Below are 24,616 nucleotides of genomic sequence, written 5' to 3' on the forward strand. Positions count from 1 at the left end.
CCCCGCCGGGTCATTTTGGTTCTCACAAGCTTCTTAGAACTTACGGTCAAACCGCAGGAAGCCGTGCCACTGGTCGAGGTCACCCGCCGGAGTGTCGAACGTGCTGTAATTCACGGCCAGCTTGGCGTTGAAGTTCTGCACGATCTCGTAGTCAACCGTCACGCCAGAGCGAAGCGCATCAACGTCACCAAGAACGTCATGCCCGACCTGGCTGAAGTATTGGGTTCCGATCGACGCCTTCAGGCGCGGATTGAACTGGTAGCCTTCCCCTTTCGCGGGGTGCGGGGAGGCACCTTTCCTTTGATCTCCAACACTCGTTCGGCCGCAATCTGCCGCTTCACGGGTGCAACGAACCACTCATGTATCGCGCCTTCCAAGATATCCATTAATGCACCGAGATCTTGGAATGTGGACTTCCAGCCGCGATGCGCAGACGCGCTGCCAGCATCAATCAGCAGCGCAAGGTGACCGCGCTCAGCGTCTCGGATATGGCCATTTTCCACTAGCGTGGTGAGCTTTTCTTCAAAAGTCTTCTCACTGGAGACGCCGATCAATTCGGCTGCAATGTCAAACGACGTCCGCACACCTATAGCGGCCAGTGTATTTAGGCCCGCATCGAGCGCCCCATAGACTTCCTTAATAGCCTCTTCCAGACGGTGACCTTCCTCGGTCGGGAGGGAAAGGCCACCAAGTGGATACAACCACTCTGGGCGGTTCCGCTTCGATATTGGCGGCCAGGTCTCGATCGTTTCGAAGTATTCGGCATTGCCTTCGTAATCTTGCGTGTACTCCTCAGAATTCGTGCTGACCGTCTGAACGAATACGTGTTCACACCCCCTGCATACCAAGAGGTACCAGTCAGTCCGCCATTGATAGTACTCTGAGTCGCCTCGGGCAACGTAATGGCCGGTGACATCGCAGTTTCGATCGCCCCCGCAGTTGGCACAATGGGCTTTTCTGATAGAACCGACATCAGAGCTCATTGCTTCTCGATCTCGGCTAAGATTGCACGGAGTTGGTCTACGGTGACGATCATGCTGCAGAGTTTCCGGTCAGCGCCGGTTGAATTGCTGTAGGCGGCCATTACGTCGAATTCTATCGGCGTTCCGAGATCAGCAGCCTCTCGCGCCGGCTTTCCGACTCTTATCCAGCGATCGGAAACAATGCAGCTTAAGCTCAATTTTCCTCGCCGGTTAAGCTCTCGTTGGGCATGCGAGAGTGGAAATTTCTTGACGTTTGGCATGTTGCATCCTTGTCGCGTGGATTTGCCGAGTGTTGACTATATTCACGGGCCACACCGAAACGGAAGTGCCATGGAACAGCACACGGAAGAAGAGCCGCCTCTTGATCTAATCTGGGGCGTAGAGAGGATCGCAGCCTTCATCAACCGCACCCCGCAGCAAACTTACCACATGCTGAGCAAGGGCTATATGCCGGGTCGGAGGGTTGGGGAGCGATGGGTGGTGAATCGGCGCGATCTGATCCGGTTCTTCAGGCAGGATTGATGTAGCGCGAAACGGCGGGGAATTTCGACCACTGCTGTGACGGCTATGTGCCGTCTATTCAATTTCGCAGAGTGTAAGTCGTTGAAATTGCTTGTCACATATTTTCGCCATTTGGCACATGAAGATGGCGGAAAAATTAAGCAATTATCGTCTAAGTTATTGATTTTTAGGTGGTAGCGGAGGAGCGCTACCGCCTTTCCCCACACGCGATGAAACTGAGCTATCTTCTGCTCTGTTCAGCGTAACGATCCAATGGTGGGCCCGGAGGAACTCGCGGCTTCAGTTCACGCTTGCTCGCGCTTTTCCAAGCCACTCATCAACCTTTACCCGATTGGCTTCTATCCATTCGGCGGCCTGACGTTCCAAATCCGACGCGCTGTTGGCACCGTTCTTCATCGCAGCATTCTGCGAGAAAATGAATTCCAGCGGAATGGAGGCTTCCTTGAGGAGGGTCTCCACGGCAGGGTTGGCCTTCAGAAACTCGGTGTTGGCCACCGGGCGAATGTCATTCACTGGCCAGCCAAGGCGGCACGGGTCCTCCACACAGCCTTCGACGCCGCTGACAATTGCGGTCTCCGCAAGTTCCTGCTGTTCTTCAGGCAGGTCGATGCCGGGCGTCTGGATCCATACGACGTCTTCCCCCGGTTTGAGTTCATATACGGTCCAGTTCGGCGTCCAGGTATAGAACAGGATCGGGTTGCCCTGCTCGTGAGCGGCAATAGCGTCTGCCATCGACGCGGAGTAGGTCGCCTTGATCGGATTGATGAACTCGCGGAGGTCGAAGGCATCCAGGTGGTGCTGGATCGTCAATTCGCAGCCCCAGCCCGGAGGGCAGGCAACCAGATCTGCCTTGCCGTCTCCATCCCGGTCGAAGGCTTCGCGCACTTCAGCGCGTTTGAAATCATCAAGCGTCTTGATGCCGTACTTCTCGGCAGCCGCCCTGTCGACCAGATAGCCCTGCAATGCGCCCTGCTTCACCACATAGCCAACGCGTTCCGCGCCGAAATCCGGAGTATCTACATAGGTGTTGTGAAGCGGAAACCAGCCGTCTGGATAAAGATCGGCGCTGCCCTGGGAGACTGCCTGATAGGCAACCGGCACGTCCAGCGTGATCGGCATCCCCACTTCGTATCCGAGCTCCTTCAAAAGCTGGGCATAGACCTCACTCATTATCCAGCCGGTATCGTCATTGGGCTGAGCGATCGTCACGCTTTTACCCTCACCGGGGTTCTTGTCCTGGGCGTAAGATGTACCAAGCGGAACGACGGTTGCAAGAGCGAGAAAGTGAACGAAACTAAGGCTCTTCAGATGATTTCCGAGTATCAAAAATTGTCTCCGTTTCAATGGTTGCGCATTGGTTATTATAAACGGGTGCCCTTGAGTCAAGGGAAACGCAGAATTATTCAGTTAATCTATTGGTCGTCTGACATTGTTGCGTGTTGATCGGAGAAATCATTGAAGAGAAATGGGTGTGTTCGATCATTTTACGTGGTTGACTCTATCGATGATGCCCGCGGGGCGAGGTGGTCCCGCAACTTTGAGGGCGGGCGGGATAGGCACGGATGCGTTGAACGGCGGTGGCACCAGCGGACCGCCGACTTCGGCTCACGGGTCTTTGCGGGTATGATGTGCCCATGACCCGCGCCGCTCGGTGGATACAACGCGCCTTCATCTTGCTGATCGCCTCGGCGACGTTGTGGTTTATCGTCACCCAGATCTTCGACCGGATCGAGCAGCGTGTCCCGGTCTTCGCCGCATTGCTGCTTACCTACGTCATCGCGGCCTATGTGATCTTGCCGCCGATCGTTCGTGCGAGCGTGGCGGTTCTCCGCCGCAAACGTATTCCAAGGGTGACGCGGGCGGCGGACGGTCTACCGGCGGATCCGGTCAATGTCGTCCTGATCGGATCGCAAGAGCAGCTGCGCTCGGCATTCGCCGTGGCAGGCTGGCACGCTGCTGATCCGCTGACGCTTAATTCCGCCGCGAAGATGGCGGTCAGCTTCGTTCTCAATCGGTCCTATCCCACGGCCCCCTTCAGTGCGCTGTATCTGTTCGGCCGCAGGCAGGACATCGGCTTTCAGGAAGATGTTGGCGACAGTCCGAGAAAGCGCCACCACATCCGTTTCTGGGCGGCAAACATCGACCCGGAATCGGATATTGGCAATCTTTCATACTGGACGCGGAGATGGCGCATCGATCCATCGCGATCCGATATCTGGGTCGGCGCTGGCACCACCGATACCGGCTTTGGCCTGCAATCCGTCACGTGGCAGATTTCGCACCGAGTGGATCGCCACGCCGATTCCGAGCGAGATTATATCGTTACCGCGCTTCGCAACGCCGGGTGCATTGCGGAAGAACGTTATATCGAAGCGGGCGAGCCGGTGGGAACGCGTTTCATAACGGACGGCCGGATCTTCCACGCCTGGCTTGTCGCTAGCCAATTCGCCGATCGGCCAGATAGTCCCGCCGGCACCGGCCGATGAGTCTCAAAGCTTATGATTTGATCGTCGTTAGCATGTGAGCGGCCTTCGCGCCCGCTCGGATTTAAAAACTGTCGAACATGCCTTGTATGGCGGCAATGTCGGCGGTTTGCGTCATCGCCAGCTGTAACAATATCCTCGCCTTCCAAGGGGTAAGTTCGTTCGCCGCTATCATGCCGCGTTCGGTCAAGCCTGGATAAGCGATCACCCGGCCATGTCCTCGTGCCGCAAGCGCGACCGGAATGCCATTGCGAGCCGCCTTGTCGAAGGCTTCATTGTAGCCGGGACCCGGCCTGCCCGCGCCAAAGGAGGCGCTGACAAGACCGCGCGCGCCGAGCTGGACCGCGGCGTCCACCAAGCTCCCGTCGCCGCCGTAATAGGAGAGGATGATATCAACGCGAGGCCAATCGCCGGCGCTCATTTCACCCAGCCGGAACGGAGTTTTGTGGGAATGCCGCTTCAAACCACGGCGATAATAGATGACCTTGCCATTGGGCAGCACCTCTCCGAGCGGTCCCGTATGGGGACTTTCGAATGCTTCGAGGGCATGCGTATGGCCTTTTACGACCTCGCGTGCGGCATGGATCTGGGTGTTGATGACGACGGTCACGCCGTGCTCCTGGCTGGCCGGATTGCTTGCGACACGAACCGCATCCACAAGATTCATGAAGCCGTCGCTGCCCATGCCGGACGCGGGGCGCATTGCAGCCGTAAGTACGACAGGCACATCCTGCTTGAGCGCCAAGGAGAGGAAATAGGCATTCTCCTCGACGTAATTCGTCCCTTGGGTGACGACGACACCGTCAGCACCTTCTCGCGCCGCTTCGGTTATCGCGTCGTGCAGCGCGAGCCAGTCGCTGACGGAAAAGGAGGCGACGCCAAAGCGCGGCATCTCCACAACGGTGGTATCAGCAATTTCCGCCAGCTCGGGTATCGAAGCCACCAATCCCTCTGGCGTCAACCAGCGCTGGTGGCGCGCATATTCGAACAGATCAAGCCGGCCTTCCCCCAGCGTATCGATGGTCCCGCCGGTGACAATGATGGCGATCTTCGGCTTTCCCATCTGGCCGTCTTTCTCCTACAGCGAACGCACCGAATTGATGGCCATTCGCACGCGGTCGATCGAGATGTCGGTGGGCAATGTGCAATCGGCTCCGAGGATAAAGCCGGTTCTCCCTGCCTCGGTCACGATCCTATTCACTGCTTGGGCGATATCCTCAACGTCACCCTCCACCAGCGCTCCGCTGCGATCGTCCAAGCCGCCGAGCACCGGCTTTCCGAACAGGGCTCGCCCGGCGGCGAGGCCGTGGTCGCTCTCGTGCACGGCCCAGTTCACGGCGTCGCAGGGATAATCGACGTAGCTCGAAAGGCGCGTGTCGGATTTGCAGATGTGCAATATGACCGGAACCCGTGCCTGATTGATCGCCTTGAGAATGCGGAGCTCGAACGGTTTGACGTGTGTCTCGAAGGTTTCGGCGTCGAAGCGAAATTTTTCCCCGCCTATAGAGCTGTAGTAGATGCCCGTTGCACCGGCTTCGATGGAGGCAAGCGACAGCTCGATCAACGTGTCAGTCACGGCATCGAGCGCTGGTGCGACGGCCTTGGGGTTGACGCGAATATGCTCAGTCAGCAGGTGCGGATCGTCGAAGGTGCACTCCGGACGCCTGCTGCCATGGAATGCGCAGATATAGACCCCATGAATGGTCGCGAACAACGGAACGGTCGTGCCGAGACGGTCGCTCAGCGCCTTGATGAGGTCGAGCTGGCCCTGGTAATAGCCGTTCCGCACGCCGAGCGGTTTCCACTTGGCCCAATCACTGAACGAGGTAACCGGCTCGGGCATCCGATAACGGTACTCGTTCATGATCTTCAGGATATCGACGTCGGTCTGATCGTAAAACTCGACGTGAGCGTCGATCGCCGACTTCCCGAACCATCGATCTTCTTCGAAGTGCAGCCAGAAGCCGGAGGGAATGTGGTCCACTTCCTCTCCGGCCAAGGCCGCTGACAGTCGCTCGAACTTGTTCATTCGCGTCCTTGAATCCCATCGGTGCTTACGATCAGCGGGCGGTATCCGCCTGAGTGATGAACCGTTCCAAGACCCGCTTTGCCGTTGCCAGCTCTTCGGGCGCTATGTGCCGCAGCATCTCGGTTTCGCGGGACAGGCTTCGCTCTCGAATGGTAGCGCGCAACTCTCTCCCCTTGTCGGTGAGGCAGAAGGTCCCGTCAGCATTGCGTTTCACGCCACCTGTCGCAGTGAGGTCGGTAAGGCCATCCTCAATGGTTTGTGAGGGAAAGTTCGACAGGCTTACCAGTTCTTCGAACGGAAGCGATGGATGTTCGGAGAGGACATACAGGATCCTGGCCTGGCCAATCGAGAAACCCAGCGCAGCCCGGTCCGCATCGAAACTGCGCGACGACTTCAGATGTGCCTTGAAAACCAGAGATCCAAGACTGGCCTCGCCCGCGGTCAGGGGCGCACCGGCGCTGCTCGTTTCCGAGCGCAGGACCGGATGGTCGAGGCCAATGCTGTAACGTCCCTGAGAAAAGATGAGCCCTTTGCGCTCCTCACGCTCGAAATGCGTCACCCGACCGATGATAAGAAGATGATCCCCGCCGTCGAGAACGGAATGCCTCGTGCATTCCAGGCGTCCTGCGGAGCCCTTGATGACCGGCGCTCCGTTCTGGCCTGGACACCAGTCTATCGAGGCGAACTTGTCCTCTTCCTTGCTTGCAAAGCGCTGGGACACAGGAATCTGGTCTTCTGCGAGAATGCTGACAGCGAAATGCGTTGCCTCGGAGAAGATGGGGAAAGCGCGGGAGGTGCGGCTTATGGACCAGAGTATCAGCGGGGGATCGAGCGAGAGCGAAGAAAACGAATTTGCCGTCACCCCCGCTCTTCGCCCGTCATGTTCCGTCGCTATGATCGTAACACCGGTGCTGAACTGGCCGAGGCACTGGCGGAAGCCGCGCGAATCCACGGCCGGATCGCCCCTATAAACAGTAACAGAGATACTCATGAAGGCTTTGTCCTGACTGAGTTCAGATGCCCATCCGACCGGCGAAGCTCACCAGGGGACGGGCGGCGATGCCATCGAGTGAAAACCCGACGAGGCGGCCCAACGCGATCACCGAGCCGTGACGCTCGATGGTCTCTTCCAAGTGGCAGTCCAAAGAGCCGATCGCCCCTTTGAGGATCGGCGCACCCGAGGACAGGGTGGTCCATCGCTCTTCATCGAAACGGTCGGCGCCTTTGCGCGGGCTCTTGCCGCCGAAGATATCGGCCAGTTCCGCATCGTGGTCCGCGAGGTAATTGATGGAGAAGTGGCGGCTGTTGAGGATGGTGGCCAGTGCCGAGGTCTGGAGCCCGATGGATACCATCAGGATCGGCGGCGAGGCGCTCAAATGCGTAGCCGACAGGGCCAGGAAACCAGCCGGCCCGGCTTCATCCCGAGCAGCAACGACGGCGGCTCCGACCGCCCGTGCGCCCATGGCTTTCCAGAAGCGGCCGATGTCGATTTGCGGATGGCTGGCTTGATCGGTCACGCGTCATTCCTTCCGGCTGGGAGAATGGACAGCTCAGGCACTGGCCTGTGTGGCTGCTGACTTGAGGAGGGCGTTGTAGCGGCGACCGCCGAGATGCTTTTTCAGAAGCTGGCGCGCCTTTGCCGGCAGGCCGCCACGGATCGCATCTGCTATGCCGAGATGCTCCTTCTGCACCACCGTGCGATAGAAATCGACGTAGGAATCCCTATCGCTGTCATAGCGCAGGAGTGCCCGGGCGGTCGTAGCCGTGCGGATCGTGGCCATCAGGCGGAGGAAATACTCGTTCTGTGTCGCCTGCGCGATCGCCACGTGGAAATCGATATCGGCTGCGATGGCGGAATCGAAAGTGTCCAGGTGGTTGCCGCGCTCCAAAGCCTCATAGATGCGCTGGATGTCTTCGTCCGTACGCTTTTGCGCGGCAAGCCCCGCGGCCTCGGTCTCGATCAGGGAACGAAAATGATAGAGCTGCAATAACCGGTCAGCCGAGTCCAACTCTTCGGATGTGATCTTGAAGCCGGGCGAGGCAGTATAGGCGATCACGATCGAGCCTCGCCCCCGCTGGGTCGAGATGAGCCCGGCCTCCCGCAACGACGAGACGGCTTCCCTCACCACCGTCCGGCTTACGCCGAACGCCTTCGCCAATTCTGCATCCGTAGGAAAGGACGTGCCGAGGGGAAACCGTCGCTGTTCGATTTCTTCGCGCAGTCTCTTGGCAACCATCGATGCGAGACTGGGTGGCGGGTCGAGCAGCTCTCCGATGAACGGCCGATTCATTCTTGTTCTTCCCTCTTCCCCCGCACTCCGGGTGCCGCGTTGAAAACCGCGCCGCTCTGCTGCGGGACCTTTTGCAATATATTACTATTGACATGAATGAATATCGTATGTCTAGTTATCATACAAATATCTTTTCAGATGGGAAGGGCAGGCTGCCATGGCAGAGCGCAAGCGCAAAATGATCCTGGGCCTGATGCTGAACGGGGTCGGGATGCACCAAGCCTCCTGGCGCAAGCCCGATAGCCGTGTGGAGGAGGCTTACTCCCTCAGTCTTTACCGGGACGCGGTACGACTGGCGGAGAAAGCGAAGATCCACCTCATCTTCCTCGCCGACAGTCCCTTGCATAGCCAGAAGCTTTTCCCGGTCCGTCCTCTGCGCTTTCTTGAATCGGTGACGCTTGGCTCGGCGCTGGCCGCGATCAGCGAGAACATCGGTGTTGTCTGCACTCTTTCAACCACCTTCACCGAGCCTTTCAACGTCGCACGTCAGCTCAGTTCGCTGGACCACCTTTCAAAGGGGCGGGCCGGCTGGAACATCGTCACCTCCTACGACGGGGCGCATCATTACTCCGACAAGCCCATGCTTGATCATAGCGCGCGTCACAAACGGGCCGCGGAATATGTCGAAGTCATCAGCAGGCTGTTCAACAGCGTCGACAAGGCGGCTCTCGTCATGGATCGCGAGCGTGGCATTTTCGGCGATCCATCGCATGTCCACATCGAGAAGTACGAAGGAGAGATATTCCGCATTACCGGTCCGTTGAACTTGCCGCGCAGCCCGCAGGGGCGGCCGGTCTACGTCCAGGCCGGTACCTCGGAAAGCGGAAAAAATCTCGCGGCCGCCTATGCCGATATGGTCTACGCGCTTTCGCCAACGCTGAAAGAGGCGCAGGAATACTACGCGGATCTGAAGGCACGGACGGCGAAGGCCGGTCGGGACCCGGATCATATCAAGGTCCTGCCCGGGTGCTCTCCTGTAATCGGTGAGACCGAGGCCGAGGCGCTGTCGATGCACCGGCAGCTCAACGATCTCATCAATTTCGAGGTTGGTGTGGCGCAGCTCCAGGATCTGTTGCCGGGCGTCGATCTGTCGGCCTACGATCTCGATGAAGCAATCCCGGCCGAAGCTTTCCCGGAAACATCCTCCATTCAGGTGATGCAATCGCGCTACGAGCTCTATCGCTATATGAGCGTCGAGCGTCGTTTCACCATCCGCCAGCTCGTGGAGCACAATTGCACTGCGGGCGGACATTGGTCGCCCGTGGGCGCTGCGGAGCAGATCGCGGCGGAGATGGAGGAGCGCTTCGATCTGGGCGGCGCAGACGGCTTCAACATGTCCGCGCTCTATCAGCCAGGTGGCGTTGCACGCATTACCAACCTGCTGGTTCCTGCCTTGCAGGCGCGAGGCTGCTTCCGCACGGAATACGAACCCGGAACCCTGCGCGACAACCTCGGACTACCCTATCCGGAGGAAATCGGCCGCGGGTGATCTGCAGGGAACTCTTCCACCAAAAAACAAGAATGAGGGGAATATCATGCGAAACAAGCTTCTGGTCGCCGCGGTTGCGGGCCTGATAGCAGTGGCTATTCCAGGCGGTGGGGCTCCGGCCCTTGCTGCCGAGGATACCGTAACGGTTGCATCGCTGCCGCTGCTGACCTTCGATCCAGCATTCGCGCGCACAGTCCAGGACCTGTCCATCATGAGCCAGGTCTATTCGTCGCTGACAACGGCATCCTTCGTGGACGGCAATCTGACGGGCAATCTCGCCCGGGAATGGAGTGATGTTGACGGCAAGGAGTTCACGTTCAAGCTGGTACCGGGTGCAAAATTCGCCAACGGGGAGCCGCTCGACGCCCATGCCGTGGTGTGGAATTTCAAGCGGCTCATGGATCCCGCGACCCAGGCGACCGTGATAACGGACTTCAACCTGATAACCAGCGTTGAGGCGCCGGATGCCGAGACGGTCATCATCAAGACATCCACGCCCTGGCTCGAACTGCCGCGCCGCCTGAGCGCGATATCCTTCATCGCTCCGGAATGGGCCAAAACGCACAATCCTAAGGTCGAGGTCAATCCGTCAGGCCCCTACACCGTCGTCGATTATGACTTTGCGTCACATGTCACGCTCAAGCGCAACGAGAACTATTTCGGCGAGAAGCCTGCGTTCGAAAACGCGATCTACCGCGTGATCGGAAACAACCAGACGCGAGTGACCTCCTTGCGCAGCGGCGAACTGAACTTCGCCAACGGTATTTCTCCGCTGGATGTCGAGCAGCTGTCCTCGCTCGAGGACCTTAAAGTAGGCGCCATTCCGGGGCGCCGCGTCCATGTCCTGCGTTTCAATATGCTGCGGGATAATGTGAAGGACGTGCGTGTGAGGCAGGCGCTGAACTACGCCATCAACAAGGAGCTGATCACGAAGACGATCTATCGCGGTCAGACCTCGCCCGCTTCCACGCAGGCGCTCATTCCGGGCCAGGTCGGGTTTGACGAGACCATGACACCATGGCCTTACGATCCGGATAAAGCGCGCCAGCTTCTTGCCGAGGAGCGGATTTCCGTGCTTTGGCGGAGAGCCAGCTTGCGGCTCACCTCACCGACAACGTGAATCGCGTGCGCCTTGAGGGACCGCCTGTCACTCTGAAAGCCGATCTGGCGACGCCGTTTGGACTGGTGCTTCATGAACTGGCCACGAACGCAGCCAAGTACGGTTCTCTTTCCGTATCAGGCGGGCGTGTGAGCGTGAGCTGGAAGGTGGATCATGACAGCAAGCCCACTTTCAGAATGTTGTGGGAGGAACAGAACGGTCCGCAGGTGATACCCCCCGCGAAGACAAGCTTCGGAACCTCTCTTGTCGAACGCGGCATTCCCGACGCGACGATCAAGCGCGAGTTTCGTACGACCGGCTTTGTTTGTTCCATAGAAGTGCCGCTGGACCAGCTATCCGGTGACGGAGGAGGCAGCAATAGGGGACAACCGAACCTTTGAGCTGAAGGGTGCTCGCATCCTTGTCGTCGAGGACGAGCCGTTGCTTTTGATGGAGCTCGAGACGATCCTTCTCGAAGCGGGCGCGGATGTCGTTGGCCTTTGTCGCTCGGTAGGGGAGGCACTGCCGCTGGTGGATCGCGGCGGCTTTGACGTGGCGGTGCTGGACTTCGGTCTTGGCAGCGAGACGGCGGCGCCGATAGCGGAGCGATTGAGGGCCAATGCCACGCCGTTCTGCTTCTATACCGGACAGGTCTCCACGGACCCGCGGCTTGCAACCTGGCGGGACTGCGTCATCCTGCAAAAGCCAGCCCACCCGCATGCAATCGTTGCCGCGTTGGCGGCGTTGATCGCGGGTTGACCTGAGGTCCTCCCGGACCGCACGCGGCATGTTGGAGTCGTTCAAACGCGGGATCCGCTGAGCCCGAAAAGGGATGGCCGAGCATCAATCACTGAAGGTTTCCATTCCCTCCCGGATTGGCTAGAAGGGCGCAACTTCTGATCAGCCGTTCCGCGTGCCACGCGCACCGGGACGATTTCTCGCGAGTCCTGTCCATGTCCCGTATTCACTGTGGCGTCGATTTCGGCACCACCAATTCCACCGTCGGCCTATGTGAGCCGGGCAGCGATCCCTTCCTGATTCCGGTCGAGGGCGGCGAGGTGACGATTCCATCGGCTCTCTTCTTCAGCCTGGAGGATGGCAATGTCCATTTCGGCCGTTCTGCCGTTCACCAGTATATGGAGGGCGTCGAGGGCCGGTTCATGCGCGCTCTCAAATCCATCCTCGGCACCAGCCTGATGAAGGAGACGACGCAGGTCGGTCGCGATCGCATGACCTTTCAGGGGCTGATCGGCCGGTTCCTGCGCCATCTGCGCAGCAGGCTGGAAGCGCAGTATGGCGACGTGCCGGAGCATGTCGTCCTGGGCCGCCCGGTGTTCTTCATCGATGGCGACGAGCAGGCGGACAGGACGGCGCAGGACCAACTTGAGGAAGCGGCGCGCGCGGAAGGCTTCAAGCATGTCGAGTTCCAGTTCGAGCCAGTCGCGGCAGCCCTCCATTTCGAGCGGACGCTAAACGCGGAAGCGCTGGCTCTGGTGGTTGACATCGGTGGCGGCACGTCGGACTTCTCGGTGTTGCGCCTGTCTCCAGCAAGAAGCCGCGCCAGCGATCGGCGAAACGACATTCTCAGTACGTCGGGCGTGCATGTGGGCGGCACGGATTTCGATCGGCAGCTGAACATCGCCAAGGTGATGCCGCAGATGGGACTGGGCAGCAGCACGAAGGATGGCAAGCGCCGGCTTCCCGTCTGGTACTTCAACGACATGGCGACATGGCACAAGATCAACCAACTCTACACGCCCAAGACGATGCGCGACATACAGGCCTTGCAGCGCGAGGCGGCGGAACCGGAGAAGCTGGAGCGCTACAAGCATCTTCTTGAGCATAGGTCCGGCCACAGGCTGGCTGCACAGGTCGAGAAGGCCAAGATCGAATTGACCGACGCCGGCGCCGCTCACATACGGCTGAAGGAACCTGGCCTGTCGCTGGAAATTCCCGTGACGCGCGACGAGTTCGAGACGGCAAGCGCGGACCTGGTAAGGAAAATCGGTGTAGCGATCGACGATGCGCTTCTTGGTGCGGGTGTCGGTGCGGAAGCCATAGAAACCGTCATTCTGACCGGGGGCGGAGCACAGGTCCCGCAACTGCGAAAGGCCGCGACTTCTCGCTTTCCCGATGCACGCATCGCCCAGTCCGACCAGTTCGGTTCAGTCGGCCTCGGCCTTGCCGTGGATGCCGCGCGGCGCTTCGCATAAACTCTCAAGGGTGCCGCAGATCGCATCACGCCGCAATGCGCGCCGAAATTGCCTTGCGGGCGCGGCGCTGACACTCAAATCAGGCGATGGCCGCGACCAGCTGAATTTCCACGGGGGCGCTGCCCGGCAGGGTTGCGACACCCACCGCGACGCGTGCGCCGATCCCCGCCGGGCCGAGCTCCGCGTACAGAAATTGCGAGGCAAAATCCGCAAGGGCCGAATGAGCCGCGAAGCCGCTCTCAGCGGCGAAATAGACGGTCAGGCTGAGGATGGCCGTGATGTTCTCGCCTTTCGCCATGACATCGCGCACCGCGTTCAGTGCATTGCCGCAGGCAAGCACGACCGCATCGCGATAGGCTTCGAGCGGTGTTTCCAGCCGCACGGGACCGGTCATCGTCAGCACCCCGTCTCTTCGCGGGGTCATGCCGGCTGTGAAGACCAGGTCGCCATGCCTTCGCGCGGCGACGTATTGTCCTTGCGGGACCGGCCCCCGATGCCTCGCTTCGTCCGTCATGAGCGATAGCGCTCGACGAGCGTCACGAGGCGCCTTACGGCGTCCACGGCTCCTTCGTGGTCTTGGGAGAAGTTCAGCCGGACGCTGTTGCCGGTATGCGGGCTGAACTCGGTGCCCGGCGTGACCGTAACGCCTGCCTGTAGCCGCAAGATGCGGACGAAATCGGCATGGGAGACGGCGAGTTCGGGAAGGCGAGGGAAGAGATAGCTACCGGCGTCCGGCGTGCGCGCTGCAATGCCGGGCGTGGCGCGCAAAAACGCAAGCAGGTCGTCGCGGATGGCCTGATGCTGCCTGATGCGCTCTTCCATCCAGCCGGCCGGCTCGTCGAACCAGGTGCGCAGCACGGCCTGGCTGTAGCCGCCGGCGCGGAGCGATACGATCGCCTGCAGCTTCTCCATGCGGTTGATGACGGTTTTCGATCCGAACGCAACGCCGACGCGGTAACCGCTGAGCGACTCGGTCTTGGAGGGCCCCAGAATGGTGACCACGTTTTCGGCGTCAATATCCCGTGCGCGCAAATGCGTATAGGTGACACCCGAATAGAGCAGCCGCGAATAAAGCTGGTCGACGATCACCGTGACGCCGTAGCGGCTGGCAAGCTTCGCGATCGCATCAATTTCCTGCTGTGAATAGACCACACCGGCCGGATTGTTCGGGTTGGAGAACAGGAAGACTTTTGCGCCCGCCTTGAACGCAGATTCCAGCTCTTCGAGATCGATGCCCGCACGCCCCTCGACATCGGCATAGCCCAGCCGCACCGGAACCATCTCACCTTCGAAGAACTCGACCAGCTTGCGGTTGGCGAAGTAATCCGGCTGTATGATCGCGACCTTGTCTCCCCGCATCATCGTGCCTGCGACCGCGAGGAAGAGCGCCCCCTGTGTGCCCGGCGTGATGATCATGCCGTCACGCGCGTCGACGGGTGCGCCGGTGAAAGCCGCGAGCCGGGGCGCGAGGAGTTCGCGAATGCCTATGTCGCCGCGATATTCAGTATAAGCCTGCCGGCCGCCGGCTGCGACGCCTGCTGAGAAGATCTCAAACGAACCCGGCGTTGGTTGATGAGCATCAACGTCGCCATGCGAGAAGTCGACAGGCACCCCAGGCAGGACATCACCGCGCATCAGCCCTTCGATTTGCGATGTCTGCTGGCGAACTTCCTGACCCGGAGCGTTGTCGGTCCCAAGTCTATCGAACTTTTCCTGAATCGACATTTGATCTCCATTCGTCTTGAGCCGCCAGCGTCTGCCCGGCTCTGTACGCGTTTTTGGCAAGATGCGGAATGTTATACGATTCCCGGAAAGGTTTCCCGCCGCGGAATAAGGCTGGATTGAAGAGCCGCGACGTTGCGCCCAGCCAGGACCTATTGACCGCGCACCTTCTGTAGGATGCGGAAAACGTAATGCCCGCAACCCAGCAGCTCTCGCACTGCCGCACGGGGACGCGCGCCGGTACAGTCTCAGGCCAGGCAGGCCTCAATGAGATATGGACCTCGCCGGGAAAGACCGGCGTCGAGAAGCTTTGTGAATTCCTCGGCGGTCTCTGCACGGGCGGCTTCCACACCCATGCCCTTGGCGAGAGAGCACCAATCGAGCGTGGGATCCTCGATCTCGAGCATGCGCCGGGCGTTGTGGCCGAAATCGTTGACGCCCACATTGCGCATCTCGCCCTTGAGAATCGAATAGCCGCGGTTGGAAAACACGATCGTGAGGACGTCGAGGTTTTCGCGGGCCTGCGTCCAGAGACCCTGGACGGTGTACATGCCGCTTCCATCGGCCTGCAGCGCCACGACCTTGCGATCGGGACAGGCCACCGCTGCACCGGCAGCCAAGGGTATGCCGATGCCGATCGAGCCGCCGGTGAGCGGGAGATGGTCGTGTGGTGCCATATGGGGCGCAAGTTCCAGGAACCTGCCGGCGGAAGTGATGGATTCATCGGCGATAATAGCGCCTTCAGGAAGGGCGCGGGCCACAGCGACGGAAATCGCCGCCGGCGTCAGCTCGCCTGTCGGCGCTGCGAGCTCGCGTGCCGTGAAGGCGCCCGTCTGCGCGGCCCCGAGGTGCCGAGTTCCCAACTCGTCCGCCAGCATGTCCAAGACGTGTTGAAGATCGTGCTCTATGCCGGCAAGCTCGATCACTTCGCAGCCCTCGGGCAGCAATCGGCCCGGCTTGCCCGGATAGGCGAAGAAGCTTACGGGCGCCCGGCCACCGATCAGGATGGCGGTCTCGAATTCCTTTAGTGCCGCAACCGCAAGTTCGATATTGTAGGGCACCGGCTTCGGGAAAACGCGTCCGGCGCCTCGCTGCCATCTGGGGGCACGCTCGGTGAAAAGGGCAGCTCCCGTCCCGGCGGCAATCTTGCCGGCGATTTCCAGCGTATCGGCGCGGGTGGCACGCCCGCCAAGGAAGATTGCGGTTTTGCGGCCGCTACGCAAGGCGGCCACCGCAGCACGCAATGCCTCAGGCGCGACCTCTGGGCGGCTCGGCAATGTAACCCGCTGCAAGGGCTCTTCCTCGACCTCCCCCCATGCGGCGTCAGCAGGCAAGATCAGGGTTGATATGCCAGGTTTCGTGGCAGCGGCGATATAGGCTTCTTCCGCCTTCGCGCGGATATTGGCAGCGCTCGTCGCGCGACCGACCCAATGCGACATCGGCCGCGCGAGGCTTTCGATATCGCTCGTCAGCGGAGCATCATAACCAAGATGATAGGTCGCATGATCGCCCACCACGTTCACCATGGGCGTGCGGGCACGCCGGGCGTTGTGGAGATTGGCGAGCCCATTGGCCAGTCCCGGCCCGAGGTGAAGCAGGGTGGCAGCGGGCTTGTCCGCCATGCGCGCATAGCCGTCTGCAGCCGCCGTCACGACGCCTTCGAAAAGGCCGAGCACGCAGCGCATTTCGGGTTTTCGATCCAGCGCCGCCACGAAATGCATCTCTGACGTGCCGGGATTGGCGAAGCAAACATTGACATCGTTTGCGAGCAGCACGTCGCACAGGCGGTCAGCCCCGTTCATCTATTTCCCCTGATTTGATGGCTTCGGTCAGGCGCCTCAGGCGGCGGACTGCGAAACGAACTTGGTGACGAGATAGGCTTCGATCGCCTCAGACCCGCCCTCGGTGCCATGGCCCGAATCCTTGATGCCGCCGAAGGGCACTTCGGGAAGGGCGAGCCCATTGTGATTGATCGTCGTCATGCCCGCCTCGATTCTGAGGCCCAGCTGCTGCGCCGTCTCCGCGGAACCGGTAAAAGCGTAGGATGCGAGACCGAAGGGCAGACGGTTCGACTCCTCCACAACTTCATCGAGCGTTGAGAAGGGGTTGAAGACGGCGACCGGGCCGAACGGCTCCTCATTCATGATCCGTGCGTCCTTCGGCACGTTCGAGAGCACCGTCGGCTCGAAGAAGTTGCCCTTGTTGCCGATGCGCCGCCCGCCGGTCTTGAGTTCGGCGCCATGGTCCAGGGCATCCTGAATGAGCGATTCCAGGGCCGGAATGCGCCGCTCATTGGCGAGCGGGCCCATTTGCGTGCCTTCCTCCAGGCCGTTGCCGACCTTGATGGCCTTGGCAGCAGCGGTAAAGTCGCTCACCACCCGTTCATAGACGCCCTCCTGCACTAAAAAGCGGGTGGGGGAAACACAGACCTGGCCGGCATTACGGAACTTCGACGCGGCGAGCACCTTGACGGCCTTGTCGAGATTGGCGTCCTCGAAGATGATCGCCGGCGCATGGCCGCCGAGTTCCATGGTCGCCCGCTTCATATGCGCGCCGGCAAGTGCGGCCAGATGCTTGCCGACCGGCGTCGAGCCCGTAAACGAGATTTTGCGGATGACGGGGTGCGGGATGAGGTATTCGGAAATCTCTGCGGGGACGCCGTAGACGAGATTGACCACGCCGGCAGGCACGCCCGCGTCGGCGAAGACGCGGATGAGTTCAGCCGGCGAGGCGGGCGTTTCCTCGGGCGCCTTGACGATGATCGAGCAGCCGGCGGCAAGAGCCGCCGAGAGCTTGCGCACGATCTGGTTGATCGGAAAATTCCACGGCGTGAAGGCTGCGACCGGCCCGACCGGCAGCTTCACGGTCATCTGCATGACGCCGGGCGCCCGGGCAGGAATGATCTGGCCGTAGGTGCGCCGGGCTTCCTCGGCGAACCAGTCGATCACGTCGGCGGCGGCCATAACCTCCACCTTGGCTTCGGCAAGCGGCTTGCCCTGCTCGCGTGTCATAATCCCGGCAATACCGTCCACTCGCTCGCGCAGGAGGGAGGCGGCCTTTCGCATAAGCTTAGACCGTTCGAAGGCCGAGACTTCGCTCCAAATCCGGAAGCCGCGATCCACTGCGGCAAGCGCGGCGTCGAGATCGGGTTTGGTAGCATGCGCTACGTGGCCGATAACTTCACCGGTGGCCGGATCCGTCACCGGGATGGACTTGCCTTCCGCGCCGCTGCGCCATTCGCCATCGATGAAGAGCTTCGTATCGGGATAGTTGCTCTGCGCCATGATCTACCTCTTCCTTCGGATGCTCAGGCTGGTCGGCGGTGCCGGCAAGGAACCGCGCGACGCGCTGCTGTTTCATGCCTGCCGGGCTCAGACCTCGACGGCGGAGAAAGCCGCCTCGATCGAAGCTTCCAGGATATCGAGTGCCTCACCCAATGTCTGCTCTTCGATGGTGAGCGGCGGCAACAGCCGTACTACATTCGCCCGCGTGCCGCAGGCAAGCAAGATCAGCCCGCGCTCCTCCGCTTCCGCCACGATCCGGTTCGTGAGCTGCGGAGCCGCGTTCTTGGATGCACGATCCGTGACGAGTTCAAAGGCGATCATCGCGCCAAGCCCGCGCACATCGCCCAGACGCTCCATTCCCTGGCGTTGGGCAATCGCACGAAGGCGCGATGTGACGCGCTCGCCGATCATGGCCGCCCGGGCGCAGAGATTCTCCTCCTCGATGACATCCAGAACGGCGTTGGCGGCCGCCGTTGCGAGCGGATTGCCGGCGTAAGTGCCGCCGAGGCCGCCCGTGTGCGCCGCATTCATCACCTCGGCGCGGCCGGTCACGGCCGAAAGCGGGAACCCGCCCGCGATGCCCTTGGCCATCGTGACGAGATCCGGGCGAACGCCGGAGTGCTCGATGCCGAACATCTTTCCCGTACGCGCCATGCCAGACTGGATCTCGTCGCAGATCAGAAGGATGCCGTGCTGGTCCGCAATCTCCCTGAGGCGTATGAGGAACTCGGCCGGCGCGACGTTGAAGCCACCTTCGCCCTGTACCGGCTCGACGATGAAGGCGGCGATCCTCTGCGGGTCGATATCGGATGCAAACAGGCTCTCAAGCCCGGCTATGGCGTCATCGACAGAGATGCCGAGGAAGGGGTTCGGGAAGGGGGCATGGAAGATTTCAGACGGGAACGGTCCGAAATTCTTTTTGTATGGGTTTACTTTGCCTGTCAGGGCCATGCCGAGCATCGTGCGTCCATGGAAGGCGCCGGAAAAGGCAATGATGCCCGGCCTCTGCGTGTAGGCGCGCGCGATCTTCACCGAATTCTCCACCGCCTCCGCGCCGGTCGTCACCAGCATCGTGCGGTTTTCCGCGCCTGTCGGAACGATCGCGTTGAGCCGCTCGGCCAAGCGAACATAGCTTTCATAGGGCGCGACGTGGAAACAGGTATGGGTGAACTGCTCGGCCTGCTGTCGTACGGCTTCCATCACCTTCGGGTGACGATGGCCTGTATTGTTGACGGCGATGCCGGCCGCGAAGTCGATATAGCGCTTGCCGTTCACATCCCAAAGCTCGGCATTCTCGGCACGCTCGGCATAGATTCCCCGCGTGCCTATCCCCGCCGCCACGGCCGCCTTCTGGCGTGCCTGCAATTCTGTTGAAAGCATTTGCTCACCCCTGATCTGAACAGGTCTCGGCTTTATCACTGCTCATTATTTTGAGCAATAGATGGTCGAGATATTGGCCACTACAGATAGGGCGGTGTGCAGGCCGAGATGACGACGGTCCGGGCGGACGAGATGTTGCGGAACCGATGCGGGATCCGGCTGTCGAAAAGATATGCCTCTCCCGCTTTCAGGATCCGCACTTCCTCTCCCACCGTCAGCTCCAGCTCGCCTTCGACCACATAGCCTCCTTCGCTGGAGGAATGCTGCAGGAAGGAGGCGCCGGTGTCGGCACCCGGTTCATACACTTCATGCAGAATCTGCAGGTTATATTCCCGCGCATTGCCGATCTGGCGAAACACCATGCGCCCGCCGCCCTCGCCGATGGCGCTCATGGCGGCCTTCGACGTCAGGTCGACCAGCTCTTCCACGCCGAAGAACGGCCCGGTCGGGAACTGGCGCTCGGGCTCGAAGAAATCCGCCATACTGACGCCAAGCCCGCTCAGGATCTTGCGCAACGTGGCGATGGATGGGCTGATCTTGTTCTTTTCCACATTTGAGATCTGTGCGTGCGGAACGCCGGCACGCATCGCAAGCTGCCGCTGGGACAGCCCGGCTGCCGCGCGCATCGCTCTCATGCGGGCGCCGATGTCGAAATGTGCCTCCAGCTCATCCGGCTCCGCTTGTTGCTCTGCTTTGGACATGCTCGATCACTGGATATTTTTTTGGCCACAGGACTGAGAGATAGCATGTTCCCGCGCATGGTACAGCCTCCCGGCAGCCTCCGAACTCCTTTCGAAGACGGCTATCCACCGTCTTCGCCGGCCAATCTTCCCCCGATATTCCGCCGGATGTGGGACCTCTTGCCAGGGCTGTAGAAGATTTTGAGCACCCGCCATTGACTCGCGCAGAAAATCAGGAATTATATATCTGAAATGGATACGGTATATTCAGATAGAATACAGCCCGAAGGTGGCGTCCGGCCGCTCTCGACGGCGTTGAAGACGTTGGCCGTGCTGGACGTGTTTGCCGGCAGCGCTCGCGGCATGCGGCTTCCGGAGATCGCGCGGGCGATGGGCCTCTCGCGACCCACGGCCTATCAGCGTCTCCTGACGCTCGTGGAAGCGGGCTGGATCGAGCAGGACGAGGAGGGGCGCTATCGCCTCTCCATGCATGTTTGCCGGTTGGCTGCCGCGGCTCTCGAGCAGGCGGATCTCGGCTCGCGCGTACAGCCGATCCTCGAAGCGCTCGTGCATGAAGTAAAGGAAACGGCATCGCTTGCGGTGCTTGACCGGGGCGTTCCCTGCATCGTCTCCCGCGTGGAATCGGACAGCCTGCTGCGCGCCGAGCAGAAGGTCGGCACGACCATGTCTCTCGAAGGGTCGGCATCGGGCCGCATCCTCACCGCCTTTGCCGACGAGGGCACCTTGCGGCGGCTGCAGGAAAGCGGAAGGCCGCTCGCCTCCGAAGAGGTGCTGGCTGCGGCACGCGCCGACGGCTACGCGCTTTCGAGCGGGTACACTCATACAGGCGTGCGCGGCATCGCCGCCCCCGTCTTCGACATACAGGGCAGATGCACCGCGACGCTGTCGCTGGTGATGCCGGAAACCCGCTTCAAACTTGAAGCAATCCGCGAGCCGCTTTTGCGGGCAGCGGAGAAGATCACGAAAATGCAGCAAGGAGCGCGATAACCCGCATGTCCGTAGTGCGCGAGACATTGATGGAAGAAGCCCCGCGTCCGAGATCCGGCCAGGAGCTGATGCGGCCGGAAAAGCTCGCCGCCTTCCAGCCCAGCCGGGTGAGCATCACCCGGGCGCTCATGAACAAGCTCATTCGCGAGCGCTGGGAAATCTCCGTCGAGCGCTTCGACGTGGATGAGACCTCCACCGGCACGGCCGTCTATTCCATCAAGGCGCCACGGCAGGAATTCAGTTTCATCGCCTTCTCCCGGCCTCCGAGCCGCAAGGCCCGCACCGGCCGGATCATCGGCCAGGCCTGGGACATGATGGGCACGCTGAACGAGGGTCCTGCAACCGAGGCCGACATCCGATCGGCTCGCGAAGAATTGCCGAAGCTCTATCGCGGCCGTGCAACGCCAAACGCCCTGGTGTGGTGCCGCTCCAACCGTTCCATGCGGGTCTTCGACCAAACGCTCGCCGCGCTTGCCGAAGGCAGGCAGCCCTCGATCGATGACCTGTCGCAGGTCTGCTATCTGATGCGTAATACCGGGCTCGACGGCAACGGCACGTTCGGCACGCGCCCCTTTCCGTCGCTCGGTCGCGATCACGCGCTTGGGCGCCCGCTCGAAGCGCAGCTCCTCACCGCCTATCTGATGCGGGAATATTCCTGCGACCTGGTGGAGCATCTCGCCCGGCTTGCATCGCCAAAGGCCGTTGGGCTCGATCCGGCGATCCGGCGCTACCTCGGTGTTGGCAACGGCTCTGCCCTCGGCCTCATCTTCTTCATACACAAGCACCCGCAACTGATCAGCAGCTTCATCGCAGCGCGCGAGCAGGCGATCGCGATCGCGCGTGGGCTCAGGCTGGCAAAGGGCGACAAGCGGATCGATGAGCTCCTGGGGCTGGTCCGCCGCGCGATCACATTCCGCCGCGAGGACCGGATGATGTACGAAGCCTTCGCCTCCAGTGCCGAAGTGGCCGAGGATCTGGAGAAGGTGACAGTAGCCCTCAAGGAGCTGCGTGAAACCGGCATGGTCGGCGGTGCGCACCGGACCTATCCGCTGGACGTGCTCGCGCAGCGCTTCGAGGCGGAACTCAAGCCCGAATCCTTCGAGACATATCTGTCTCTGCTTATCGAGCTCGTGCCGGAGGAAGCAGATGCGCTGCTGCCTTCGATCGGCGGTCCGGACGAGGTGAATGTGTCTCCTGCCGAGACGGTAGAAAGCCTCAGCGATCTGATCCGGCAGCAGTATCAGTGGGCGCTGGACATCGATATGTCGACGCCCGATGCCTACAAATATGTCTGGTACAAGTCCGAAACGGCCGAAGAGCCGCGCCGTGGCGCTCGCGAGGAGGTGCCGGAGGCTCTCGATCTCGGCCTCGATATCTGCGGCGGCGTGCAGTCGCTCATGGCCGATCTGAGCCGGGAGGCTCCGGACCTTTCGGTGGCGCGCTTCCTCATGAAGCACCCCGGCCACCGTCATCTCGTGGCGCGCATACAGACGCTGCGGGATCTGCCCTACCACACACCGATGGCGAACATTAACGCGGAGGATTTCATCCCGATCGATCTCGTGCGGCTGATGAATGTCGGCATCCATGGCATCGATAAGACGCGCGACTTCCTGCGCCGCAATTTGCGCGGCGTGCTTTATCACGGCGCACCGACACCGGCCGAAATTCGTGCCGGCCGTGCGGAGTTCTGGGCCTATCCGGCGGAGCCTCACTGATGCAGAATTCGCAGACCACAGAGATGCTGCGCATAATGCCGCGCGAGATGCGGATGATGACCGAGCGCATCTTTTCCCTCACCGGTCTTCCCAAAGGCTTCTTTCTCGCTGCGCAAGACGTGGTGATGTACTCGCAAAAGCTTGGCTTGGGGGGCTTTGCACTCCTGGAGGAGCGTTTCGAGCAGCTGAAAAACGCAGATCCGGCGCGGATTTCGATCCTGTCGCAGGATGGCGCGGCGTTGCGGCTTGATGCCGGCGGCCAGCATGCCTGGTTCGTCATCCCCGGCGTCATCGATCTTCTGGGTGAGCTCGTGCATCATTTCGGCGCAGCGCGCCTGTCGGTCGTGAATGCGATCGACCCCGCCGAGCTTCAGCTTGCTGCGCCCCTGGCTGCCCGCAGCGGTATCGCCGTCATATTCACCGGCGGCGACGAACCTCTCCTGTCCGCTTCAGCAGCACCGCTTGGCGGCGATTTTGGCCATGACGAGCCGCTGCTGTGGGAATTGCTCCAGCAAGGTACGCAGATCGAGGCAGGGCTTTGGTGGCGCATCTACCACCTGGCGCAGAAGGCACTCACGCCTGACAGCGTCGTCTCGCGCCGCCATGCGGGACCCCTGATCGTCAACGACGACGGCACCGTCATTGGCCGCAAGGACAATGACGACGAGACAGACATCAGTTTCCTCACCTCGCCCAAGATCGGCGGCTACGAGACGGAAGGGGCTCAATCATGATCATCGACGGGCTGCAATGCGGCCACTTCGACCGGCAGGCCTTCACCTCGCTCAAGACAGCGGGCGTGGGTGGCGTGGTGGTCACCTGCGGCTTCTGGGAAGGCGCGGTGGAATCGCTGGATTCCCTCGGTAAATGGCGTGATCTCGTTCGGGAGAATGCAGATGTGGCGGAGATTGCCACCACCGCCGCCGCCGTGCAGCGTATAGGTGCCGCAGGCAAGGTAGCCGTCATCCTCGGTTTCCAGAACGCCAATCTTTTCGAAGGCCGCATCCGCTTTGTGGAGCTTTTCGCGGAGCTGGGCGTTCGCGTCGTCCAGCTGACCTACAACAACCAGAACGAGCTCGGGGGAAGCTGCTACGAGGCCGAGGACTCCGGCCTTGCCCGATTCGGCAAGGAAGTGGTGCGCGAGATGAACAGGGCGGGCATCCTGGTGGATTGCAGCCATGTCGGCGATCGCACAACCCTCGATGCGATCGAGGTCTCCGAAAAGCCCATCGCCGTCACACACGCCAATGCGCGCTCCCTGTTTGACCACAAGCGCAACAAGTCCGACGACGTGCTGAGAGCCCTTAAGGAAACCGGCGGTGTCATCGGTTGCGCCGCCTACCGGAACATCACCGGCGATGAATACTGCAAGTCGATCGAGGCCTGGTGCGGCATGGTCGCGCGCACTGTGGAGATCGCCGGCATCGATTCCGTCGCCATCGGCACCGACCGCAGCCACAACTTCACCGCCCCCGATTACGCCTGGATGCGCCAGGGCCGCTGGACGCGCGGCGTGGACTATGGCGCGGGTTCTGCGGCCCGACCCGGCAAGGCGCCCCCGCCGGATTGGTTCCAGACCGTCGAAGATGTGCAGGTGATCCCAAACGGCCTCCGCACCGTGGGCTTCTCGGAAGAAGAGGTCGCAAAAATAACCCACGGGAATTGGCTGCGCCTCTACGAGGCGACCTTCAGGAACACGAGAGAGGAGAATTGAT

General features: G+C 61.0%; 26 protein-coding genes. 11 read left to right on the plus strand and 15 right to left on the minus strand.

The features are described 5' to 3' along the window. Positions 1–33: 33 nt before the first annotated feature. The 3 genes from CHEJ32_RS27225 to CHEJ32_RS0117980 are packed head-to-tail and all read right to left on the minus strand — an operon-like array spanning position 34 to position 1,243. Positions 34–357: a porin gene (locus CHEJ32_RS27225; RefSeq protein WP_156936739.1), complete on the minus strand. Its 324-nt coding sequence runs from the start codon at positions 355–357 to the stop codon at positions 34–36. Further along, positions 240–983, minus strand: coding sequence for a DUF4145 domain-containing protein (locus CHEJ32_RS0117975; RefSeq protein WP_028035027.1), 744 nt, complete (start codon positions 981–983; stop codon positions 240–242). The genes CHEJ32_RS27225 and CHEJ32_RS0117975 overlap by 118 nt, the downstream gene beginning before the upstream one ends. Continuing rightward, positions 980–1,243, minus strand: a complete 264-nt coding sequence (locus CHEJ32_RS0117980) for a hypothetical protein (protein ID WP_156936740.1) — start codon at positions 1,241–1,243, stop codon at positions 980–982. Before CHEJ32_RS0117980 ends, CHEJ32_RS0117975 begins: the two co-directional genes overlap by 4 nt. Before the next feature lie 70 nt (positions 1,244–1,313). On the opposite strand from CHEJ32_RS0117980, the gene CHEJ32_RS0117985 reads away from it, so the two are divergent. Continuing rightward, a complete protein-coding gene (locus CHEJ32_RS0117985; protein WP_028035029.1) occupies positions 1,314–1,505 on the plus strand; it encodes a hypothetical protein in 192 nt (63 codons plus the stop codon). A 279-nt stretch (positions 1,506–1,784) separates the two neighbouring features. Here the strand turns inward: CHEJ32_RS0117985 and proX are convergent, their stop codons facing one another. Continuing rightward, positions 1,785–2,831, minus strand: coding sequence for a glycine betaine/L-proline ABC transporter substrate-binding protein ProX (gene proX / locus CHEJ32_RS0117990; protein ID WP_028035030.1), 1,047 nt, complete (start codon positions 2,829–2,831; stop codon positions 1,785–1,787). 308 nt (positions 2,832–3,139) lie between these two features. Here proX and CHEJ32_RS25230 point away from each other — a divergent pair, with 308 nt between their 5' ends. Beyond that, on the plus strand, positions 3,140–3,991 hold the full coding sequence (locus CHEJ32_RS25230) for an LssY C-terminal domain-containing protein (protein ID WP_051469738.1): 852 nt from the start codon (positions 3,140–3,142) through the stop codon (positions 3,989–3,991). A 61-nt stretch (positions 3,992–4,052) separates the two neighbouring features. On the opposite strand, the gene CHEJ32_RS0118000 is transcribed toward CHEJ32_RS25230, so the two are convergent. From CHEJ32_RS0118000 to CHEJ32_RS25235, 5 genes are read right to left on the minus strand one after another with little or no spacing between them, the layout of a single operon-like run. Continuing rightward, positions 4,053–5,051, minus strand: a complete 999-nt coding sequence (locus CHEJ32_RS0118000; RefSeq protein ID WP_028035031.1) for an asparaginase — start codon at positions 5,049–5,051, stop codon at positions 4,053–4,055. A 15-nt stretch (positions 5,052–5,066) separates the two neighbouring features. Further along, the gene (locus CHEJ32_RS0118005) at positions 5,067–6,017 is read right to left on the minus strand and encodes a uroporphyrinogen decarboxylase family protein (protein WP_028035032.1); all 951 of its coding nucleotides are present in this window, start codon (positions 6,015–6,017) and stop codon (positions 5,067–5,069) included. Between the two features lie 31 nt (positions 6,018–6,048). After that, positions 6,049–7,008, minus strand: coding sequence for a flavin reductase (locus tag CHEJ32_RS0118010; RefSeq protein ID WP_034658731.1), 960 nt, complete (start codon positions 7,006–7,008; stop codon positions 6,049–6,051). A gap of 22 nt (positions 7,009–7,030) precedes the next feature. Beyond that, positions 7,031–7,534 carry a flavin reductase family protein gene (locus CHEJ32_RS0118015; protein ID WP_245261180.1) on the minus strand — a complete coding sequence of 168 codons (504 nt, stop codon included), beginning with the start codon at positions 7,532–7,534 and terminating at the stop codon, positions 7,031–7,033. 33 nt (positions 7,535–7,567) lie between these two features. Continuing rightward, on the minus strand, positions 7,568–8,308 hold the full coding sequence (locus tag CHEJ32_RS25235; RefSeq protein ID WP_051469739.1) for a FadR/GntR family transcriptional regulator: 741 nt from the start codon (positions 8,306–8,308) through the stop codon (positions 7,568–7,570). A gap of 157 nt (positions 8,309–8,465) precedes the next feature. On the opposite strand from CHEJ32_RS25235, the gene CHEJ32_RS0118025 reads away from it, so the two are divergent. The 5 genes from CHEJ32_RS0118025 (at position 8,466) to CHEJ32_RS0118045 (ending at position 13,109) form a co-directional block, all read left to right on the plus strand. Next, complete coding sequence (locus CHEJ32_RS0118025; protein WP_028035035.1) at positions 8,466–9,797, plus strand: NtaA/DmoA family FMN-dependent monooxygenase; 1,332 nt, start codon at positions 8,466–8,468, stop codon at positions 9,795–9,797. A 46-nt stretch (positions 9,798–9,843) separates the two neighbouring features. Further along, positions 9,844–10,917, plus strand: coding sequence for an ABC transporter substrate-binding protein (locus CHEJ32_RS0118030; protein WP_028035036.1), 1,074 nt, complete (start codon positions 9,844–9,846; stop codon positions 10,915–10,917). Further along, positions 10,875–11,297, plus strand: a complete 423-nt coding sequence (locus CHEJ32_RS27970; protein ID WP_028035037.1) for a sensor histidine kinase — start codon at positions 10,875–10,877, stop codon at positions 11,295–11,297. The genes CHEJ32_RS0118030 and CHEJ32_RS27970 overlap by 43 nt, the downstream gene beginning before the upstream one ends. Continuing rightward, positions 11,257–11,655 (plus strand): response regulator, encoded by a 399-nt coding sequence (locus CHEJ32_RS25240; RefSeq protein ID WP_156936741.1) that lies wholly within the window; start codon positions 11,257–11,259, stop codon positions 11,653–11,655. The genes CHEJ32_RS27970 and CHEJ32_RS25240 overlap by 41 nt, the downstream gene beginning before the upstream one ends. A 194-nt stretch (positions 11,656–11,849) precedes the next feature. Next, positions 11,850–13,109, plus strand: a complete 1,260-nt coding sequence (locus CHEJ32_RS0118045) for an Hsp70 family protein (protein WP_028035039.1) — start codon at positions 11,850–11,852, stop codon at positions 13,107–13,109. A 79-nt stretch (positions 13,110–13,188) separates the two neighbouring features. Here CHEJ32_RS0118045 and CHEJ32_RS0118050 read toward each other — a convergent pair whose 3' ends face one another. The 6 genes from CHEJ32_RS0118050 to CHEJ32_RS0118075 all read right to left on the minus strand — a co-directional run bounded on the left by CHEJ32_RS0118050 (position 13,189) and on the right by CHEJ32_RS0118075 (position 20,196). Further along, positions 13,189–13,623 carry a RidA family protein gene (locus CHEJ32_RS0118050; protein ID WP_028035040.1) on the minus strand — a complete coding sequence of 145 codons (435 nt, stop codon included), beginning with the start codon at positions 13,621–13,623 and terminating at the stop codon, positions 13,189–13,191. Beyond that, positions 13,620–14,834 (minus strand): pyridoxal phosphate-dependent aminotransferase, encoded by a 1,215-nt coding sequence (locus CHEJ32_RS0118055; RefSeq protein WP_028035041.1) that lies wholly within the window; start codon positions 14,832–14,834, stop codon positions 13,620–13,622. The genes CHEJ32_RS0118050 and CHEJ32_RS0118055 overlap by 4 nt, the downstream gene beginning before the upstream one ends. Before the next feature lie 245 nt (positions 14,835–15,079). Continuing rightward, positions 15,080–16,633: an acetolactate synthase large subunit gene (locus tag CHEJ32_RS0118060; protein WP_028035042.1), complete on the minus strand. Its 1,554-nt coding sequence runs from the start codon at positions 16,631–16,633 to the stop codon at positions 15,080–15,082. Between the two features lie 36 nt (positions 16,634–16,669). Next, positions 16,670–18,115, minus strand: a complete 1,446-nt coding sequence (locus CHEJ32_RS0118065) for an NAD-dependent succinate-semialdehyde dehydrogenase (protein ID WP_024849788.1) — start codon at positions 18,113–18,115, stop codon at positions 16,670–16,672. Positions 18,116–18,202: 87 nt separating this feature from the next. Continuing rightward, positions 18,203–19,495 carry a 4-aminobutyrate--2-oxoglutarate transaminase gene (gabT, locus tag CHEJ32_RS0118070; protein ID WP_028035044.1) on the minus strand — a complete coding sequence of 431 codons (1,293 nt, stop codon included), beginning with the start codon at positions 19,493–19,495 and terminating at the stop codon, positions 18,203–18,205. 80 nt (positions 19,496–19,575) lie between these two features. Then, a complete protein-coding gene (locus tag CHEJ32_RS0118075; protein ID WP_051469741.1) occupies positions 19,576–20,196 on the minus strand; it encodes a cupin domain-containing protein in 621 nt (206 codons plus the stop codon). Positions 20,197–20,427: 231 nt separating this feature from the next. On the opposite strand from CHEJ32_RS0118075, the gene CHEJ32_RS25245 reads away from it, so the two are divergent. The 4 genes from CHEJ32_RS25245 to CHEJ32_RS0118095 are packed head-to-tail and all read left to right on the plus strand — an operon-like array spanning position 20,428 to position 24,615. Beyond that, positions 20,428–21,183 (plus strand): IclR family transcriptional regulator, encoded by a 756-nt coding sequence (locus tag CHEJ32_RS25245; protein ID WP_051469742.1) that lies wholly within the window; start codon positions 20,428–20,430, stop codon positions 21,181–21,183. 5 nt (positions 21,184–21,188) lie between these two features. Continuing rightward, positions 21,189–22,901, plus strand: a complete 1,713-nt coding sequence (locus tag CHEJ32_RS0118085; protein ID WP_028035046.1) for a hypothetical protein — start codon at positions 21,189–21,191, stop codon at positions 22,899–22,901. After that, positions 22,901–23,635 (plus strand): hypothetical protein, encoded by a 735-nt coding sequence (locus tag CHEJ32_RS0118090; RefSeq protein WP_028035047.1) that lies wholly within the window; start codon positions 22,901–22,903, stop codon positions 23,633–23,635. Before CHEJ32_RS0118085 ends, CHEJ32_RS0118090 begins: the two co-directional genes overlap by 1 nt. Next, the gene (locus CHEJ32_RS0118095; protein WP_028035048.1) at positions 23,632–24,615 is read left to right on the plus strand and encodes a dipeptidase; all 984 of its coding nucleotides are present in this window, start codon (positions 23,632–23,634) and stop codon (positions 24,613–24,615) included. The genes CHEJ32_RS0118090 and CHEJ32_RS0118095 overlap by 4 nt, the downstream gene beginning before the upstream one ends. Position 24,616 lies beyond the last annotated feature (1 nt).

The organism is Chelativorans sp. J32 (genome assembly GCF_000518985.1).
GTDB lineage: Bacteria > Pseudomonadota > Alphaproteobacteria > Rhizobiales > Rhizobiaceae > Chelativorans.

Excerpts from the sequence above, each read along its gene's own strand:
- CHEJ32_RS0118060 (WP_028035042.1), bottom strand. The coding sequence starts at position 16,633 with ATGAACGGGGCTGACCGCCTGTGCGACGTGCTGCTCGCAAACGATGTC.
- CHEJ32_RS0118065 (WP_024849788.1), bottom strand. The coding sequence starts at position 18,115 with ATGGCGCAGAGCAACTATCCCGATACGAAGCTCTTCATCGATGGCGAA.
- CHEJ32_RS0118030 (WP_028035036.1), top strand. The coding sequence starts at position 9,844 with ATGCGAAACAAGCTTCTGGTCGCCGCGGTTGCGGGCCTGATAGCAGTG.
- CHEJ32_RS0118055 (WP_028035041.1), bottom strand. The coding sequence starts at position 14,834 with ATGTCGATTCAGGAAAAGTTCGATAGACTTGGGACCGACAACGCTCCG.
- CHEJ32_RS0117985 (WP_028035029.1), top strand. The coding sequence starts at position 1,314 with ATGGAACAGCACACGGAAGAAGAGCCGCCTCTTGATCTAATCTGGGGC.
- CHEJ32_RS25230 (WP_051469738.1), top strand. The coding sequence starts at position 3,140 with ATGACCCGCGCCGCTCGGTGGATACAACGCGCCTTCATCTTGCTGATC.
- gabT (WP_028035044.1), bottom strand. The coding sequence starts at position 19,495 with ATGCTTTCAACAGAATTGCAGGCACGCCAGAAGGCGGCCGTGGCGGCG.
- CHEJ32_RS0118000 (WP_028035031.1), bottom strand. The coding sequence starts at position 5,051 with ATGGGAAAGCCGAAGATCGCCATCATTGTCACCGGCGGGACCATCGAT.
- CHEJ32_RS0118095 (WP_028035048.1), top strand. The coding sequence starts at position 23,632 with ATGATCATCGACGGGCTGCAATGCGGCCACTTCGACCGGCAGGCCTTC.
- CHEJ32_RS0118045 (WP_028035039.1), top strand. The coding sequence starts at position 11,850 with ATGTCCCGTATTCACTGTGGCGTCGATTTCGGCACCACCAATTCCACC.
- CHEJ32_RS25235 (WP_051469739.1), bottom strand. The coding sequence starts at position 8,308 with ATGAATCGGCCGTTCATCGGAGAGCTGCTCGACCCGCCACCCAGTCTC.
- CHEJ32_RS0118050 (WP_028035040.1), bottom strand. The coding sequence starts at position 13,623 with ATGACGGACGAAGCGAGGCATCGGGGGCCGGTCCCGCAAGGACAATAC.
- CHEJ32_RS0118025 (WP_028035035.1), top strand. The coding sequence starts at position 8,466 with ATGGCAGAGCGCAAGCGCAAAATGATCCTGGGCCTGATGCTGAACGGG.
- CHEJ32_RS0118005 (WP_028035032.1), bottom strand. The coding sequence starts at position 6,017 with ATGAACAAGTTCGAGCGACTGTCAGCGGCCTTGGCCGGAGAGGAAGTG.
- CHEJ32_RS0118010 (WP_034658731.1), bottom strand. The coding sequence starts at position 7,008 with ATGAGTATCTCTGTTACTGTTTATAGGGGCGATCCGGCCGTGGATTCG.
- CHEJ32_RS0118075 (WP_051469741.1), bottom strand. The coding sequence starts at position 20,196 with ATGTCCAAAGCAGAGCAACAAGCGGAGCCGGATGAGCTGGAGGCACAT.
- CHEJ32_RS0118085 (WP_028035046.1), top strand. The coding sequence starts at position 21,189 with ATGTCCGTAGTGCGCGAGACATTGATGGAAGAAGCCCCGCGTCCGAGA.
- CHEJ32_RS0117980 (WP_156936740.1), bottom strand. The coding sequence starts at position 1,243 with ATGCCAAACGTCAAGAAATTTCCACTCTCGCATGCCCAACGAGAGCTT.
- CHEJ32_RS25245 (WP_051469742.1), top strand. The coding sequence starts at position 20,428 with ATGGATACGGTATATTCAGATAGAATACAGCCCGAAGGTGGCGTCCGG.
- CHEJ32_RS0117975 (WP_028035027.1), bottom strand. The coding sequence starts at position 983 with ATGAGCTCTGATGTCGGTTCTATCAGAAAAGCCCATTGTGCCAACTGC.
- CHEJ32_RS0118090 (WP_028035047.1), top strand. The coding sequence starts at position 22,901 with ATGCAGAATTCGCAGACCACAGAGATGCTGCGCATAATGCCGCGCGAG.